The 15,864-nt window shown below is 59.2% G+C and carries 20 protein-coding genes and 1 tRNA gene; 8 read left to right on the forward strand and 13 right to left on the reverse strand.

The features are described 5' to 3' along the window. Positions 1–48: 48 nt before the first annotated feature. The 6 genes from rlmH to obgE form a co-directional block, all read right to left on the reverse strand. Positions 49–531: a 23S rRNA (pseudouridine(1915)-N(3))-methyltransferase RlmH gene (gene rlmH, locus ACP7AL_RS06340; RefSeq protein WP_006023201.1), complete on the reverse strand. Its 483-nt coding sequence runs from the start codon at positions 529–531 to the stop codon at positions 49–51. Between the two features lie 55 nt (positions 532–586). Further along, positions 587–943 carry a ribosome silencing factor gene (rsfS, locus tag ACP7AL_RS06345; RefSeq protein ID WP_024920221.1) on the reverse strand — a complete coding sequence of 119 codons (357 nt, stop codon included), beginning with the start codon at positions 941–943 and terminating at the stop codon, positions 587–589. A gap of 200 nt (positions 944–1,143) precedes the next feature. Then, positions 1,144–1,764: a nicotinate-nucleotide adenylyltransferase gene (locus ACP7AL_RS06350; protein ID WP_425990040.1), complete on the reverse strand. Its 621-nt coding sequence runs from the start codon at positions 1,762–1,764 to the stop codon at positions 1,144–1,146. Between the two features lie 44 nt (positions 1,765–1,808). Next, entirely contained in the window at positions 1,809–3,101 is a 1,293-nt protein-coding gene (locus tag ACP7AL_RS06355; protein WP_425989875.1) for a glutamate-5-semialdehyde dehydrogenase, read from the reverse strand. Between the two features lie 160 nt (positions 3,102–3,261). Continuing rightward, positions 3,262–4,407, reverse strand: a complete 1,146-nt coding sequence (proB, locus tag ACP7AL_RS06360) for a glutamate 5-kinase (RefSeq protein WP_006023196.1) — start codon at positions 4,405–4,407, stop codon at positions 3,262–3,264. A 48-nt stretch (positions 4,408–4,455) separates the two neighbouring features. Next, positions 4,456–5,532, reverse strand: a complete 1,077-nt coding sequence (gene obgE / locus ACP7AL_RS06365) for a GTPase ObgE (protein WP_006023195.1) — start codon at positions 5,530–5,532, stop codon at positions 4,456–4,458. A 222-nt stretch (positions 5,533–5,754) separates the two neighbouring features. Between obgE and ACP7AL_RS06370 the strand changes: the two genes are divergently transcribed. Together ACP7AL_RS06370 and ACP7AL_RS06375 are read left to right on the forward strand one after the other, a co-directional pair. Further along, entirely contained in the window at positions 5,755–6,669 is a 915-nt protein-coding gene (locus ACP7AL_RS06370) for a DMT family transporter (protein WP_425989878.1), read from the forward strand. After that, entirely contained in the window at positions 6,666–7,592 is a 927-nt protein-coding gene (locus ACP7AL_RS06375) for a DMT family transporter (protein WP_425989880.1), read from the forward strand. The genes ACP7AL_RS06370 and ACP7AL_RS06375 overlap by 4 nt, the downstream gene beginning before the upstream one ends. 45 nt (positions 7,593–7,637) lie before the next feature. Here the strand turns inward: ACP7AL_RS06375 and ACP7AL_RS06380 are convergent, their stop codons facing one another. The 3 genes from ACP7AL_RS06380 to rplU all read right to left on the reverse strand — a co-directional run bounded on the left by ACP7AL_RS06380 (position 7,638) and on the right by rplU (position 9,177). After that, positions 7,638–8,225 (reverse strand): GNAT family N-acetyltransferase, encoded by a 588-nt coding sequence (locus ACP7AL_RS06380; protein ID WP_006023192.1) that lies wholly within the window; start codon positions 8,223–8,225, stop codon positions 7,638–7,640. Positions 8,226–8,359: 134 nt separating this feature from the next. Further along, positions 8,360–8,629, reverse strand: coding sequence for a 50S ribosomal protein L27 (gene rpmA, locus ACP7AL_RS06385; RefSeq protein WP_006023191.1), 270 nt, complete (start codon positions 8,627–8,629; stop codon positions 8,360–8,362). A 56-nt stretch (positions 8,630–8,685) separates the two neighbouring features. Next, positions 8,686–9,177, reverse strand: a complete 492-nt coding sequence (rplU, locus tag ACP7AL_RS06390; RefSeq protein WP_006023190.1) for a 50S ribosomal protein L21 — start codon at positions 9,175–9,177, stop codon at positions 8,686–8,688. A 375-nt stretch (positions 9,178–9,552) separates the two neighbouring features. Here rplU and ACP7AL_RS06395 point away from each other — a divergent pair, with 375 nt between their 5' ends. Then, positions 9,553–10,629 (forward strand): ROK family protein, encoded by a 1,077-nt coding sequence (locus ACP7AL_RS06395; protein ID WP_425989883.1) that lies wholly within the window; start codon positions 9,553–9,555, stop codon positions 10,627–10,629. A 221-nt stretch (positions 10,630–10,850) separates the two neighbouring features. Beyond that, positions 10,851–10,940: transfer RNA gene (locus ACP7AL_RS06400), tRNA-Ser, on the forward strand. A gap of 125 nt (positions 10,941–11,065) precedes the next feature. Here the strand turns inward: ACP7AL_RS06400 and ACP7AL_RS06405 are convergent. Further along, the gene (locus tag ACP7AL_RS06405) at positions 11,066–11,644 is read right to left on the reverse strand and encodes a hypothetical protein (RefSeq protein ID WP_425989885.1); all 579 of its coding nucleotides are present in this window, start codon (positions 11,642–11,644) and stop codon (positions 11,066–11,068) included. A gap of 521 nt (positions 11,645–12,165) precedes the next feature. Between ACP7AL_RS06405 and ACP7AL_RS06410 the strand changes: the two genes are divergently transcribed. After that, positions 12,166–12,693, forward strand: coding sequence for a hypothetical protein (locus ACP7AL_RS06410; protein ID WP_425989887.1), 528 nt, complete (start codon positions 12,166–12,168; stop codon positions 12,691–12,693). A gap of 534 nt (positions 12,694–13,227) precedes the next feature. Then, complete coding sequence (locus ACP7AL_RS06415; RefSeq protein ID WP_425989889.1) at positions 13,228–13,542, forward strand: hypothetical protein; 315 nt, start codon at positions 13,228–13,230, stop codon at positions 13,540–13,542. A gap of 1 nt (position 13,543) precedes the next feature. On the opposite strand, the gene ACP7AL_RS06420 is transcribed toward ACP7AL_RS06415, so the two are convergent. Next, on the reverse strand, positions 13,544–13,720 hold the full coding sequence (locus ACP7AL_RS06420; RefSeq protein ID WP_425989891.1) for a hypothetical protein: 177 nt from the start codon (positions 13,718–13,720) through the stop codon (positions 13,544–13,546). Between the two features lie 261 nt (positions 13,721–13,981). Here ACP7AL_RS06420 and ACP7AL_RS06425 point away from each other — a divergent pair, with 261 nt between their 5' ends. Together ACP7AL_RS06425 and ACP7AL_RS06430 are read left to right on the forward strand one after the other, a co-directional pair. Then, entirely contained in the window at positions 13,982–14,170 is a 189-nt protein-coding gene (locus tag ACP7AL_RS06425) for a DUF3606 domain-containing protein (RefSeq protein ID WP_425989893.1), read from the forward strand. A 91-nt stretch (positions 14,171–14,261) separates the two neighbouring features. Continuing rightward, positions 14,262–14,384, forward strand: a complete 123-nt coding sequence (locus tag ACP7AL_RS06430) for a DUF3309 family protein (RefSeq protein ID WP_425989895.1) — start codon at positions 14,262–14,264, stop codon at positions 14,382–14,384. Positions 14,385–14,985: 601 nt separating this feature from the next. Here ACP7AL_RS06430 and ACP7AL_RS06435 read toward each other — a convergent pair. Together ACP7AL_RS06435 and ACP7AL_RS06440 are read right to left on the reverse strand one after the other, a co-directional pair. Continuing rightward, positions 14,986–15,408 (reverse strand): DUF6641 family protein, encoded by a 423-nt coding sequence (locus ACP7AL_RS06435; RefSeq protein ID WP_425989897.1) that lies wholly within the window; start codon positions 15,406–15,408, stop codon positions 14,986–14,988. A gap of 171 nt (positions 15,409–15,579) precedes the next feature. Beyond that, positions 15,580–15,702 carry a hypothetical protein gene (locus ACP7AL_RS06440; RefSeq protein WP_425989899.1) on the reverse strand — a complete coding sequence of 41 codons (123 nt, stop codon included), beginning with the start codon at positions 15,700–15,702 and terminating at the stop codon, positions 15,580–15,582. Positions 15,703–15,864: the final 162 nt, after the last annotated feature.

Consider the following 15,864-nt stretch of genomic DNA (forward strand, 5'->3'; position numbering starts at 1 on the left):
CGCAAAAGTCGGCACCGGTTTTGCGAACAGAATACACGCCAGGTTATACTATGGGCGATGATATGGGTGGCCGGATAAAATCGTCGCGGCCCGGTAAATCTGTTCCAGCAGCATGACGCGCACCATCTGGTGCGGCCAGGTCGCCTTGCCAAACGCAACGCTCAGTTTCACCTTGCGCCGCAATTCGGGCGAAAGTCCGTCCGCCCCGCCGATTAAAAAAACAGCGGTTGGAACCGATTCGTCGCGCCAGCGGCCAAGATGGCGCGCGAATGTTGCGCTGTCGATGGTTTCGCCGCGTTCGTCGAGCGCAATGATGGACGATTTGTCAGGAATCAGTGCCGAGATCGCCGCCGCCTCATCCGCCATGCGAGCGGCGGCGTCACGCGCGCGGCTTTCCGGAATTTCATGGATCTCGAGGCTGCGAAATCCGAGCTTGCGGCCGATGTCGTCGAACCGCTCGCGGTAGCGTTCGGCGAGCTCCCGTTCCGGGCCTTGCTTCAGGCGGCCAATGGCGATCACGACGATGCGCATGGCGCGCAAACTAACATGCGCGCAAGCACATGAACACGCACAGGCTCACCGCGTCTCAGCGGGCCCTTGCCGCCGGTTTGTCCGAGGTCCACATCTTTTCGAGATTGTAGAACTCGCGGACTTCCGGCCTGAACACATGAACGATCACGTCGCCGGAATCGATCAGCACCCAATCGCAGTTGGGCAATCCCTCGATATGAGGGGCTGCGATTCCGCTTTCCTTGAGGCCTTTCGCGACATTCTCCGCGATCGCGCCGACATGGCGGTTGGCCCGCCCGGAGGTCACAATCATGTAGTCGGTGATGGAGGATTTGCCGCGGAGGTCGATGGTGATCGTTTCTTCCGCCTTCATGTCGTCAAGGCGGGAGAGGATCAGGCTCAGCGTCTCGTCGGCGTCAGGTCGCGCCTTCAAGACGGGGGCAGGCGTCGCTTCAGCAAGAGGCTTCGACAAGGCTGCCTTGGACAATACAGATGTGGTCAGGGACCATTCCTTTCACTGTATCGCGAGCGCCGAATCCTGGCGCCCACTGTCATCATACGCATGTGGGGTTAATGGTTTCAATCTTCCAGATATCGAGCCGATAATTTGCGCTTTGCTGTTGCCGGAAAACGTCATCGCGAACTGGCGTCCTTCCAGCTTCCGTCCGGGTTCCGCAGCCGGGTCGAGGACAGGCTGGATTTCAGGCCGGTGAGGAATGTCCAGGCCGGCGCCCGTCGGCTCGCAAGTGTTCCCGCGCTTCGCTCGTCGACGCGATACGGCATCAGCGTCTGTGCGGCGGTGGAGGAAAGGGCGCGGAAGCTGTCAGGCGGGCGGTCGACCACGGCGATTGGAACCATGCTGGCGATGTGCTGCCAGTTTTCCCAGCGGTTGAACTGCGCGAGATTGTCAGCGCCCATGATCCATACAAAGCGTACACCGGAGCAGCGGCGCCGCAGATACGAAATCGTATCAGCAGTGTAGCGGGTACCGATGACGGTTTCGAGACAACTGACAGCGATGCGCGGATGGTTCGCGACCTTCTGCGCGGCGATCACGCGTTCGCGCAGCGCGTGCAGCGAGCCGTTGTTCTTGAGCGGATTGCCGGGCGACACCAGCCACCAGATGCGGTCGAGCCGCAGCCGTTTCATCGCGAACAGGCTGATGGCGCGATGCGCCTCGTGCGGTGGATTAAACGATCCGCCGAGCAGGCCGATCCGCATGCCGTCGGCATGAGGCGGAAGGGCGCGGGGCAAAGAGATTGCAGCGTTCTTGGGCACGTCGCTCACGGGCGCGCAAGTCACGGACGTGTCTGTCCCGTGCCGTGAACGCGATACTTGAAGCTGGTCAGTTGCTCGGCGCCGACCGGGCCGCGTGCGTGGAATTTTCCGGTGGCGATTCCGATTTCCGCGCCGAAGCCGAATTCGCCGCCGTCGGCGAACTGCGTCGAGGCATTATGCAGCACGATGGCGGAATCCACCTCGTTGAGGAATTTCTCGGCAGCCTTCGCGTCTTCGGTGACAATGGCGTCGGTGTGATGCGAGCCGTAGCGCTCGATATGTGCGATGGCGTCGTCGAGGCCGTTCACGAGTTTCGCCGAAATGATGGCGTCTTCGTATTCGGTGGCCCAGTCTTCGTCGGACACGGGTTTCACGCGTGCATCGGCGCGCTGAATGTCTGCGTCGCCGCGCACCTCGCAACCGGCGTCGAGCAGCATCGTCACCAGCGGCTTGAGCTGCGTGTTCGCAGCGGCCTTGTCGATCAACAGTGTTTCGGCTGCGCCGCAGACACCGGGACGGCGCATCTTGGCATTGAGCACAACGGTCTTCGCCATGTCGGGCGATGCCGCCTTGTCGACATAGACGTGATTGACGCCTTCGAGATGGGCGAATACGGGCACGCGTGCTTCGTCCTGCACGCGGGCGACGAGATTCTTGCCGCCGCGCGGCACGATCACATCAATCGCGCCATTGAGGCCGCCGAGCATCAGGCCGACTGCCGCACGGTCGCGGGTCGGCACCAGCGAAATTGATTGTTCGGGAAGTCCGGCCTTGCGCAGGCCCTCCACGAGGCATTGATGGATTGCACGGCACGACCGGAAACTGTCCGAGCCGCCGCGCAGAATGACGGCGTTGCCGGACTTGAGGCACAACGCGCCGGCGTCGGCCGCGACATTGGGGCGGCTCTCGAAGATCACGCCGACGACGCCGAGCGGCACGCGCACGCGTTCGATGGTCATCCCGTTGGGCCGTGTCCAGCTTTCGGTGACAATGCCGACGGGATCGGGAATCGCCCGCACCACATCGATGCCGTCGGCCATCGCCTTGATGCGCGCCTCATTGAGCGCGAGACGATCCACGAACGCGCTGCTCATTCCACCGGCTTTCGCCTCGGCGACGTCTTCAGCGTTGGCGGTCAGAATCTCTTTGGCATTGGCGCGAATGGCTGCGGCCATGGCAGCCAGCGCAGCGTCCTTCTGCTCGCCTGGGGCAAGCGCCAGCGTGCGCGCGGCGCGGGAGGCGCCGGCGCCGAGATCGGCCATCAGCGCGGTCAGGTCAGGTGCGCCATCAAGAGCTTTGAGCGGAGCGGACATGGTGGTCTATGTGGGGTTGAATGCGGGTTAAGGCTATGCCCTAGCACAGAAATTCGGACCCGGCGAGCCGCCGGGAACATGGCTGCCCGGCGGGATAGGCCAATGGCCGAGGGACAGCACGCTAGGCCATTGGCCGTGCTGGGGCTTTACCCGAGCGTCGTTACTTGGCGCTGTCGGTGCCGCGCGGGCCGCCAACCACGAGGTCGTCGCGATGGATCATTTCCGCACGCCCGCTGATGCCGAGGATTTGTGCTGCGTCCGAGGACGAGCGGCCCTTGATCCTGTCTGCATCCTCAGCGTCGTAGGCGATCAGGCCGCGGCCGATCTCATGGGTATCGGGGCCGCGCACCACCACGGCGTCGCCGCGTGCGAACTGCCCTTCGACCCGGATCACGCCGGCCGGCAGCAGGCTCTTGCCGGCGCGGAGTGCCGCGACGGCCCCAGCGTCGATGGTGAGCGTTCCCTTCGGCTCGAGCGAACCGGCGATCCAGCGCTTGCGCGCGGTGACGGGATTGGCCGGGGTGAGAAACCACGTGCATGGCCCGCCGTCGGCGATGGCCTGCAACGGATGCTCGATCTTGCCCGATGCGATCAGCATGTGCGTGCCGGCGGAGGTTGCGATCTTCGCGGCCTCGATCTTGGTACGCATGCCGCCGCGCGACAGTTCGGACTCGGCCGCGCCGGCCATCGCCTCGATATCGGCAGTGACGGATTCGACGACAGGAATCAGTTTCGCGTTCGGATTGGCCGAGGGCGGCGCAGTGTAGAGACCGTCGATGTCCGAGAGCAGGATGAGAAGATCTGCGCTGGTCATGGTGGCGACGCGTGCGGCGAGACGGTCGTTGTCGCCATAACGGATTTCGTTGGTGGCGACGGTGTCGTTCTCGTTGATCACAGGCACCGCGCGCCACTCGAGAAGTTTCGAGATGGTCGAGCGCGCATTGAGATAACGCCGCCGCTCCTCGGTGTCCTGCAACGTGACCAGAATCTGTCCGGCGCCAATGCCGTAATGGCCGAGCACGCCGGACCAGATGCGCGCGAGTTCGATCTGGCCGACGGCCGCGGCGGCCTGGCTTTCCTCAAGCTTGAGCAGGCCGCTCGGCAGCTTCAGGCGGCTCCGCCCGAGCGCGATCGACCCCGACGAGACGACCAGCACATCCTTGCCGGCCTGATGCAGCTTGGAGATGTCGGCGGCGAGCGCGGCCAGCCATGACGCGCGGACTTCGCCGGCGCTGGAATCGATCAGCAGCGACGATCCGACCTTGACGACGATGCGGCGAAAATTCTTGAGTTCGGGATTCGACATCGGAAAATCAGCGTGTGATGGGCTTAAGTTGAATTGCGAATGAGAGCGTCAGCGGCCGAGCGGTGTCCAGCCTGACGGCTGCTCCGGCTCCGGGTCCGCCGGGCTCTCAGTCGCCTTCTTCGCTTTCGCCGATACCGGCGCTTCGCCGATCACGGACAACAGCGCGCGCAATGCTTCCGGCACGCCTTCGCGCGACACGCTCGAGAGCAGCAGCGGCGTCTTCTTAGCCGCCCGCTTCAGCCGCGCCTTCTGGTCCTTGAGATGCTCAGGCGTGACCGCATCAATCTTGCTCAGCGCAACGATCTCGATCTTGTCGGCGAGATTCGCGTCATACGCTTCCAGTTCCGTGCGCACGGTCTTGTACTCTTTGCCCGCATGTTCCGATGTCGCATCCACCAGATGCAGCAGCACACGGCAGCGCTCGACGTGACCGAGGAATCTGTCGCCGAGGCCGGCACCTTCATGCGCGCCCTCGATCAGTCCCGGAATGTCGGCCAGCACGAATTCGCGCCCGTCGATGCCGACGACGCCCAGCTGCGGATGCAGGGTGGTGAACGGATAGTCTGCGATCTTCGGCTTCGCCGCGCTGACGACGGAGAGAAACGTGGATTTACCGGCGTTGGGCAATCCGACCAGACCGGCGTCCGCGATCAGTTTCAGCCGCAGCCAGATCCAGCGCTCCTCGCCCGGCAGGCCGGGATTGGCATTGCGCGGCGCACGGTTCGTCGAGGTCTTGAAATGCGCGTTGCCGAAACCGCCATTGCCGCCCTTCGCCAGTACGAACGTCTCGCCGACCTCGGTGAAGTCATGGATCAGCGTCTCGCGGTCCTCGTCGAAGATCTGTGTGCCGAGCGGCACCTTCATCACGATGTTCTTGCCGTTGGCGCCATGGCGGTCCGAGCCCATGCCATTCACGCCCTTCGGCGCCTTGAAGTGCTGCTGGTAACGATAGTCGATCAGCGTATTAAGGCCGTCGGCGACCTCGACGATGACGTCGCCGCCGCGTCCGCCGTTGCCGCCCGATGGGCCGCCGAACTCGATGAACTTCTCGCGACGAAATGCCACGCAGCCGTTTCCGCCGTCGCCGGAGCGGATGTAGACCTTGGCTTCGTCGAGAAATTTCATCGTTTTTCCATTGCGCCGTAATCTGCAAAAGGCCCGGTTTGCCGCGTCCAATCGCGTCCCGGGATATGCGGCAATGTATGCGCCATGGGTGCGCGAGCGGCAACCGATTCATGCGTAATATCGCACCAAAGGCTGCATTTGCGGCGGTTGCCGTAAACGTCCCGGCCTCCTAAACAACCCGTCCAGCCGCATTTTGGTCCCAATCACGCCCGGCGACGCAGCATGTTCGCGAAAATCTCGTCAGACGCCGGCAACCGCTCGGCCGCGCTCGCGGGCATCGCGCTGATGCTGCTGGCGGTCTGGATGTTTTCGTTCGGCGACGCCATCGGCAAGTTCATTGTCGCGACCTATTCAGTCGGCCAGCTTCTGCTGCTGCGTGCGGTAGCGAGTCTCGTGCTGCTGTCGCCGGTGATCTGGCGCCACCGCAACGCCTTCCGGACCATTCAGAGGCCCGGACTGCAAGTCATCCGGGTGGCGCTTTCGACACTGGAGGTTGCGGCGTTTTTCGCCGCGTCGGTCTATCTGCCGCTTGCGGATGTCATCACCTACTATCTTGCGGCGCCGATCTTTGTGACCGCTGCCTCCGCGATCTTCCTCGGCGAGAAGGTCGGCTGGCGGCGCTGGAGCGCCATCGTCGTTGGCTTCATTGGCGTCGTCATCGCGCTGCGTCCGTCCACGCAGGCGTTCAGCTGGCCGGCGATGATTGCGCTGGCGGGCAGTTCATCCTTCGCAGCGCTCATGATCATCACGCGTTCGCTGCGCGGCACGCCCAATGTCGTGCTGACAACGGCGCAGTTCTGCGGAACGCTTCTGTTCGGCGTGATCGTGGCGCCGTTTGGCTGGATCACGCCGAGCCTGCCGGATCTCAGTCTTTTCGCATTGGCGGGCTGCATTTCCATTGTGGCCGCGCTCGGCGTCAACCGCTCGCTCAAGCTCGCTCCCGCAAGCGTGGTCGTCCCCTACCAGTACACGATGATCATTTGGGCCGTGATCTTCGGCTACGTCGTGTTCGGCGATGTGCCCTCCATCGCGATGCTGGTGGGTGCTGCGGTCATCATCCTGGCCGGGCTCTATATTTTCCTGCGCGAACGCGACCTCGTTCGCGAGGAGCCGGTCGTGGTGCCTCCGCCCGGATGAGCTTTTCATTGCAAAGCCTGCGAGGGGCCGCGCCGCGATCATCCACGCTGGCGGGCATTTTGTTCATGCTCGCGGCCATAACGATATTTTCTCTGGTGAATGTCTTCAGCAAGGTGATGGTTGCGACGTATCCGCCGGCGCAGCTCTTCTTCATACGCGGATTTGCCGCCATCGCGACGCTGATGCCATTTCTCGCACGCGACAATTTCGCGGCCGTACGCCACGTGCCGCGGCCCGGCTTGCAGGTGCTGCGCATGGCGATGTCCGTCGCCGACGGCATGCTGTTCTTCACGGCGATCAAGTATATCCCGCTGGCGGATGCCACCACCTGCTATCTGGCAGCGCCGATTTTCGTCACGGCATTCTCCGCGATTTTTCTGCGCGAGCAGGTCGGCTGGCGGCGCTGGACCGCCGTTGTCGTGGGATTTGTGGGGGTCATCATCGCGCTGCGCCCCACTGGCGCAGCCGTTTCGTGGCCGGCCTTGATCGCGCTGGCCGGCTGTCTGTGCCAGTCTGTATTCATGATCGTCACGCGTTACGTGCGCGGTACGTCGAGCTTCTTTCTCGCCGTGACCCAGGTTGTGGGCTCGTTTGTCTTTGGCGGAATCGTATCGGCGTTCATCTTCCTTCCGCCGACATGGCTGATCGTTGTCCTGCTATTGATCAGTGGCACAGTGAATGTTGTTGCCGTGCTCTGCCTCAATCGGTCGCTGATCCTGGCGCCGGCCAGTGTTGTGGCGCCGTTTCAGTACACGATGATCGTATGGGCGGTTGTGCTTGGATTTCTGGTGTTCGGTGACGTGCCATCGTTGAACACCATAATAGGGGCGACCATCGTCGCCTGTGCAGGGATCTATATCTTCCTGCGCGAGCGCGCGGTCATGCATCGCGAGCCTGAGCCCAATCCGCCCACGGCGGTTTAGTGCATGATCCTCCCGGCGCTCCGGAGAGGATCATGCCTTGTCGGCTCACCGCCGCGTTGAGTTGTGCCAGTTCTTGATCGACGACCACACGGCGCGCTCGAGCTTGAAGCGATCGACCGGTGTCGAAGATCCGAGCGCCAGGAAGCGGTGCAGTTCGACGCCGGTCCACTGGAAGCCGCACTTCTCCAGCACGTGACGCGAGGCCGGGTTCAGCACGCGCGCGCCAGCCAGCAGTTCGTCGATGGCAAATTCCTCGAAGGCGTAATCGATCACGGCGCGCGCGGCTTCCGTGGCAAAGCCCTTGCCCCAGTGATCGACGCCAAAACAGTAACCCAGTTCCGGCGCGTTCTCGTCTTCCCAACTCACGCCGACAAGCCCGATCGCGGTACGCTCGCGCTCGACAAGGAAAACGGTATCGACAGTGCCTGCGACGGTGTTCACGAAGCTGATGGCATCGTCCAGCGAGTAGGGATGCGGCACGCGGCGCAAATTAACGGCCACACGCTTGTCACCGACGACATGCGCAATGGCTTTTACGTCCGCGAGCGTCGGCTGACGCAACACCAGCCGATCGGTCTCGAGGACGACGGCTCTTGATTCCAGCAAGATGGGCGTTGGCTTTTCCAGCAACATGACAAGGCTCCTTCATGTGCCCGTCCCCAACGGGCGCAAACGAAAAGGGGAGGCCGGTTTACCCGTCTCCCCTTTCGAGCCTTCTGGCGCTCTGCCGGTTCAACGAGACCCGGCAGACGCGATGTGTCTACCGTTTATTCAGCCGCTTCCGCCATCGGAATAACCGAGACGAAAGTGCGGCCGTTGGCTTTGGCGCGGAATTCGACCTTGCCTTCGATCTTGGCGAAAAGGGTATGGTCCGTGCCCATGCCCACGTTAAGGCCGGGATGCCAGGTCGTGCCGCGCTGACGGGCAATGATGTTGCCCGGAATCACGTGCTCGCCGCCGAACGCCTTGACGCCAAGGCGCTTGCCAGCTGAGTCGCGTCCGTTGCGCGAAGAACCGCCTGCTTTTTTGTGAGCCATCGCTCCGTCTCCAAACTTGTGTCTAGTGTATAGACCGATTCCTTGACGGAATCATTTCACTCTTTGTCGCTCTTTGCCTTCGGTGCTGCCTTCTTGGCGGGGGCCTTTGCGGCAGCTTTCGGAGCTGCCTTTTTGGCCGGAGCCTTCTTCGCAGCCTTGGCGGGAGCATCACCCTCGGCGGATGGTGCTTCGACCTTCTTTTCCTTCTTCGGGCGCGGGCCGACGCTCGGGGCCTTGCCGTCGGTCAGAATCTCGGTGACGCGGATCACCGTGATTTCATCGCGATAGCCGCGCTTGCGCTTCGAATTCTTGCGGCGGCGCTTCTTGAAGGAAATCACCTTCGGGCCGCGCTTGTGGTCGAGCACTTCGGCCGCCACGGATGCGCCGCTAACGAACGGAGCTCCGAGAACCGGCGTATCGCCGCCCACCACCATTACTTCGCCAAGTTGCACGATCGTTCCGACATCGCCGGCGATCTTGCCAATCTCGAGCACATCATCCGGAACGACACGGAACTGCCGGCCGCCGGTTTTGATGACTGCGAACATCGTTTTTTTCCTTCGTGTTCGATTCCGATGCTCGGATGAAATCCGGCCCGGCTTCTTATTCAGTCGCTATGGGTTCACCGCGATCATCATGTGATCATCGCGAAATCTCTGCGCGATCGGGGCTGCTCTCGTATCGGAGCGGTCCGGCCGGTTGCACAAAAACAAACGGCGCGAGAAATCCCGCGCCGGGTTGCGGGTGTTATAGCCTCAGAAGACCACGAGTCAAGAAAAAGCAGCCCGAAAATGGGCCTTTTCTGAGCTATTCGGCTCGATTTTCCGGTGTTTTGGGCCTCCGCGAGCGCTGCGGCAACCCGACCCCGAAACAATCCGGTTCCCCGGTGGTTATACCTCGCAACAGTTAAGGGGCTTCCGGATATGGCTGAAGACACGCTGACGACCGCCGGCATTGGTAAACATGGGGCGGCGCGCCTGCCGTCCGTGGACATCGACAGCTACAATATCGAACTCAAGGACGAGGATGGATTTCTGGGTGACCGCGCCAGCAAGGGGGCGTTTCAGGACATCCTCGACAAATGGCGTAAGCCCTTGAAGAAGAACGGCGGCGATCCGTTCGGCGGCAAGGCCTCCGAAGATATCAGCAAAAAGCAACTCGACGAGATTCTCGGCGGCGATGACGCCGAGGCGGCCGCGCTGGTGCATAGCGCCATCGAGGAATTTGCGCAGGAACTGGCTTACGTCACGGGGCGCTTCCTAAAAACCAAAGCCTGGGACAAGACCGAGGCGATCATCGTTGGCGGCGGCTTCCGGCAAAGCCGGATCGGCGAACTGTCGATCGCGCGCGCCGACATCATTCTCAAGGCGGAGGGCGCGAAGGTGAGCCTGATCCCGATCCGCTTTCATCCTGATGAAGCGGCGCTGATCGGCTGCGCGCACCTTGCTCCGTCATGGATTTTCGAGGGCCACGATAGCCTTCTTGCGGTTGATATCGGCGGTACCAACATCCGGTGCGGCGTGGTCGAAACCCGCCAGAAAAAAACGCCGGATCTGTCGAAGGCGTCGGTCTGGAAGTCCGAACTCTGGCGTCATGCCGATGATGAGCCGACCCGTGAGGGAGCGGTGAAAAAGCTGGCCGGAATGCTGAAAGAATTGCTGAAAGAGGCCGATAATGAGGGCCTGAAACTGGCGCCCTTTATCGGCGTCTCGTGTCCCGGTGCGATCAATGCGGACGGGTCCATCGAGAAGGGCGCGCAAAACCTGCCGGGCAATTGGGAGAGCAGCAAGTTCAACCTGCCAGCCAGCCTGATCGAGGCGATCCCCAGCATCGGCGATCACGACACCGCAATTCTGATGCATAACGACGGTGTGGTGCAGGGCCTGAGCGAAATTCCTTTCATGCAGGACTACAAACGATGGGGAATCCTCACTATCGGCACGGGCCTCGGCAACGCTCGCTTCACCATGCGAAATCCGAAGGAAAAGAAGAAAGGGTGAGGCTCGCTCGGCGGGGATTTGAAGCAGGCTGACACGGTAGCGCCATCGTGGCGGCGCGTCGGAATCCGGATGGCGTGAGCAGGGATGAGACCGGAAGCCGGACCTTCGGCATGGCCGTCTCCCATTCTCAAGCCTGAAAAAGCAGACAGCGCCTTGTCTGGACCGGCATCCTCGCATAGAACTCGCCCCGCGACCCGGCGGAAACCGCCGTTTTGGTACCTGGAGAGGTGGCAGAGTGGTCGAATGCACCGCACTCGAAATGCGGCATAGGTGCAAGCCTATCGGGGGTTCGAATCCCTCCCTCTCCGCCATATCCCAAGATAAGTATCTGATTTCACAGTAGAAATAGCAGTCTTAGAAAATCTGCCCCAATCTCTGCCCAAACAAATTTTGTGGATCGGCACGGACAGAGATGGTCAATCGTGGACAGCATGCGCTATCGCGGAAGCAACTCATAACAGTCGCTGAGATGCTGCGAGCCGATGAGTGCTGCACCCTTGCTGCAGTACTGGATCATCTTCTCAAGCGAGCCCCTGCCTGGATCGTACGCCTCGACTTTGACTTCCCCAAAGCGACGAAGCTGATGCGCTGATCCCGCGACGAGCAGGGGCCTTCGAAAGGCTTGACCCTCCGGACGTAACGCGACAACCGCATGAACGTGAAGCAAACCGAACTTCAGAAAGTTTGCCGCTTCCTTCGCAGACATCATTCCCTTTGAGCCTGGAAAGTCGACATACGAAACGCTGAGCGGCTGTTGATAACGCTTACGTCCGATGTTGTTGCCGCATGCTTCGATAACCAGTCGCGTGAACCAATCACGATACTTGGTCAGGTAATTCGCAGGATCTTTCTTTGACTCGCTCGGATCAAAGACGACTGAATCAAACTTCATCGTGACCGCGAACACGTTATCGACGATAGCTTGATTCAACGCTGCTTCTTTTGAACCGACATGATCACGATAGATCGACTTGATTACGTAGGCGATAGCATCTGGATTGATGAAGTTATTCAAAATTATGACCTCTTGTTATTGTTTGTTTTGGGTCATGATAAGAAGCGCATCACGATAGTTTCGTGCGACGCTTTGAACCGCTACATCGTATAAGCAGTCACCAGCCATCAAACGTCAGCATCGCTGGCGCTGTGTAGGTTGGTGGCGCTTCTCAGCGCATCTGGCGAGCACAATCATCGTCCAGAGTGCGAAACATGGCGAGTTAGAAGCGTCGATGTGACGGTGGTCACTTCTATATATAAGCGCCGCCGCTTCAACTCGGCTTGCATAACAAAAAATACCGACGTGACGGTGCGCTCACGCTTTACGTATGATGATTTGGCGCGATCACATACTGGAATTTTGGGTGGTGATTTCACCGGTGAAATTCGCCCATTAAAAAGCCCATTATTTAGCCGGTAGGCTCTGGAAAGGCGACGAGCTCTCGTGGGTAAATCTGTTCGATAGAAGGCTCGCAATCTTACGTTGACATTCCGCCCGGAAAATACGGATAGGGGTTTGCGTCCGATCAGGAGACGCAGATGCCATCTCATCCGACGCGCAGAACTTTCATCGCGGCCTCATTGGTTGCGCCTGCCGCGTTGCCAGCAATCGATGCCCTTACGATAGATGATCCCGAACGAATTCGGCTGATACAACGTCGCGAATATCTTCATTCAGAAATTGCAAAGCTTGATCGGCGGTGGGCTTTGGCCTACGCGAAACTGCCGTTGTGGTGCCGACCTGGACCAAAGTATCGCGATCAAGATGGGCGTATGTTCGGTGGAACGGTCGGCTGGCCGGATGCGGGTTTGAACTCAATCGAACTAGATACCGGCGTTTATCTTGCTCGCCCGTCGATTCGAGATATCTTCGAACTTCGACGAGCCGATCGGTGGTTGATGGCTTACGACGAGAGCGAGAAGCTCTTCGTTTGCAGGCTTAGAAAGCTCGTCAGTCGTCTTCGTGAGAAGCGGCGGGTCGAACGTGCGGCGGAATTGCCGCGATCATCAGCATGGCTCGCGTTGGAAATAGAGCTGGAAGCGATCGAAGCGGCGATTTCTGTATAGAGGTAAATGCGGTGGTTGCGGGTCTCACACAAGATAGAGATGCGGATTGTTTCGGAGTTGATCCTCTGCCTTTCTAGCGAGGCGATAGTCATCAATGAATGAGAGGTTCGAGTACGCACCTTGCTTTGCTAACAGGTGATACACGCCTCCGATGTGTCGCAGCTTTATCTTGGTTGGACCGGGCGGAAGCTTTCGCGCTTCCATCAGGGTGCTGCGTGCATGCGCCATCAGATAATCAGTCGAATCGCTCATGGGACGCAAACGTAACGACGGCGAAGGTGTTCCTTGTATCGTCGGCGGTGGGACCCGCTAAATCTAGCGGCTTGAAGGGGTGTTCTGTATTTGTTCTAGTGAAGTCATGAAGCTGGAATTCGTGAGATCGGAGATTGCTCGCCTCCGGGTGCAGATACGCGCGCAGAGATCCGACATCCGACGACTTGAACATGCCGGGATCTGTTCGCAGTCAGCGCGTCAGCTACTAGAGCGAATGGAAAATCGGGTGGATGAGCTTTCCGCTGAGCGGGATAGATTGAAATGCATTGGGAAGAGCCAGAGGGCGGCGACCATTCCGTAGCAATCCGATCCGACTTTTATGAAGCATTGATAGACGAAGTGGACAGTTTCTTTGGCCGGCAGATCGCCAAACACAATCACTACTTCCAATACGAAGGCGAGACTTACGCCGTGTTCTCCTTCAAAGAGAAGCCAGACGCAGAAAAGTTCATGACTGCATTCGAAGGCGAACCGTTCGACTTTCGAGATGTCGGCAGAGGAATTCACTGGATGCGCTGGTATAAAGGCCGACACGCGAAGCGAATGAAGGCTAAAAGTCCGTACGACTTTCGCTGAGTTACTCTGCGGCCTGTGGGATTTGCTTGTAGACGGCAGCCAGCATCATTTCTGTGCCGCGAATTGTCGTCTCAAGACGTTCGCGTTCATATTCAGTACGGACGGTTTTTAGCTGAGCATTGAAATGTTCGAGATCGCGAACAAGGCGTTCGCGCGACGCTTCCAAATCCAAATACATGACGCGCACTCAATAAAAAAACAATCTGGGGAACGTATCAGTTTCCAAGGCCGGAGCAAGCATTGGAACTAGAACGGCTTTGAAGAATTTTTGGGTTATCGAAGTCATGACGCCCGAACAACGCAGCAACACCGTGAGGTGACGGCCAGTTACTGACAGCTTGCGATCGACCAAGATTCCGCAATGCGGAAAAAGGTCTAACGAGCGGTGCGATCAACTGGGTTGATTACGGCCTCATCGAAGCCTTGGAGAAATTCGAGCATGGACAATCTGGCGATCAGGGGACAGCAGGACCGCAGCAAAATCAACCTGAGCGAGGACCACGAGGTGCGACACTGGACAAAGCACCTTGGAGTAAGTCGAGAGCAACTCGAAAAAGCAGTTGAGAAGGTTGGAAATTCGGCGGCCGCCGTTCGCAAGGAATTAGGTGTGATGGGTACGGGCCATTAGGACATGGATGGCCTGTAGGACGCGCGGCAGCTTTTCGTCCCCAAGCGAATTGCCGCGCGTCTCCTATCCGCAACTTTGAAATTTCCACGCATTGCTTGGCGGATTCAGTGGAGTCGGCGGCGGCAACTTCTACGGAACGGGTTATTACGGCGGAGGCGGACTTGGCCTGGTTATCTTGATTCTAATTGTTCTTCTTCTGCTCGGCAGGATGTGAAACAAGGACGGACGTGTACTGCCTAAAAAGAGGCCCCGGCTATCCTAGGCTTTTTCTCGCCTCAGACCCGTGCCAGGTTCGGCTGCTCGCTATCCTCGATCCCTCTCTCATTCCGAAGATCGCGACCTTCCTGTGCGTTCTTCTGGCTCTCGGCCGACTGGCGTACTCGTAAGCCTCTTTTTGACGAAGCCAGCAGCTTCTCGCTGTTTCCTTCGGCACGCACGGATGGCTCCAGTTTTAGAGCTTGGTCAGCTCAAAACAAAGCTAGTGGTCCAATGCGGCCGCTCCCAAATGCGCTGCTGTCGCGGGCAGAAACCGGCAAAATGCATCCATGATCTCATTATGGCCGGTTGACACCCGGTGCCATCAACGCAGGGGAGGCGCATCGGTTTCCGGGGAGCTGAAGTCATTCCTGATGACCTCGCTGCTCACCGGTGAGCAACTAGTATCACAGGTTGGGCACCTATCGTCGCAGGTCGCGGACCATTCATCGGTCCATTTCGTGCCGCACGGGCATTCATAGAAGTTGAAGAAGAGCATCTTGCCGACTCTCGCGGTGGGTTCGGGGAGCGAGTCTCCTCGCCCCCGAACGTTGAATCAGCTAACTTACCTTCTTGCGTGTCGGTGGCGTTCGCGATACCTGCGCCAACTGTGTATCAAGTTCGCCAGAGCGCGTTGCCGCAATCAAAGTATCGATCACGGTCGGGAGCTTATCGAGCGAGGGAACTGAAATCGCGGCCTTTCCTTTCTCGAACTCAATCGATTTTGAGCCTGACTTGATTGAGAAGAGGTAAGAGCCATCGATGTTCTTACGCCACCAAGGCAGAACGCGTTGATCACTTTCGATCGATGTTCGAACCCCATCCTTCTTGGCAAAGGAGCGAACCTTGCGGACGAAGTTGGCGTCCCTGAGCAAAAGCTTCTGCTCCTCCAGGCGCGCGATTGTACGCAAACGACGATCGGCAGTCGGGTTAGAGTCCGCTTTCGGCAGCGTCGTGAAGTTCAGTGATTTCAGTGATGTCATGTAGTCCTCCAACAAGTGGTTGCTGAGGACGACCAAGTATAATGTCGATTGCCGCGATCACATACCGAAGAGTTAAAGAAAGTAAGCGGTGGTGCTTTTCCGCTGGCTCGCACCACAGATGACTTCAGGGGGATTTTCTACCACCTGGTTGAAGGCCTTTGGCTTGGTCAATCAACGCTCGCCCTCTTTTTTGCCTGCGACAAGATCACTTGTTTCAACATCCTCGATGTACGAAACGGTGCCTTCGCCGTGGGTCATAGTCTCGAAGTGACCGAGGCCGGATGCCTCAAACATTTGCTTCCAAACCGTATCCAAATCCTCTGCTGCGCGTAGTACAATGTCGGTGGTGCAAAACTGCTCCCATTTGCCGCTTAGATCGACACGACGGTTTGCTTCAATTGTTCTCTGTTTCCTAGCGTGGTCGACTTAACTGTAATCGGTATCGACCTCGGGAAA

The organism is Afipia sp. DC4300-2b1, assembly GCF_049895725.1.
Classification (GTDB): Bacteria; Pseudomonadota; Alphaproteobacteria; order Rhizobiales; family Xanthobacteraceae; genus Afipia; species Afipia broomeae.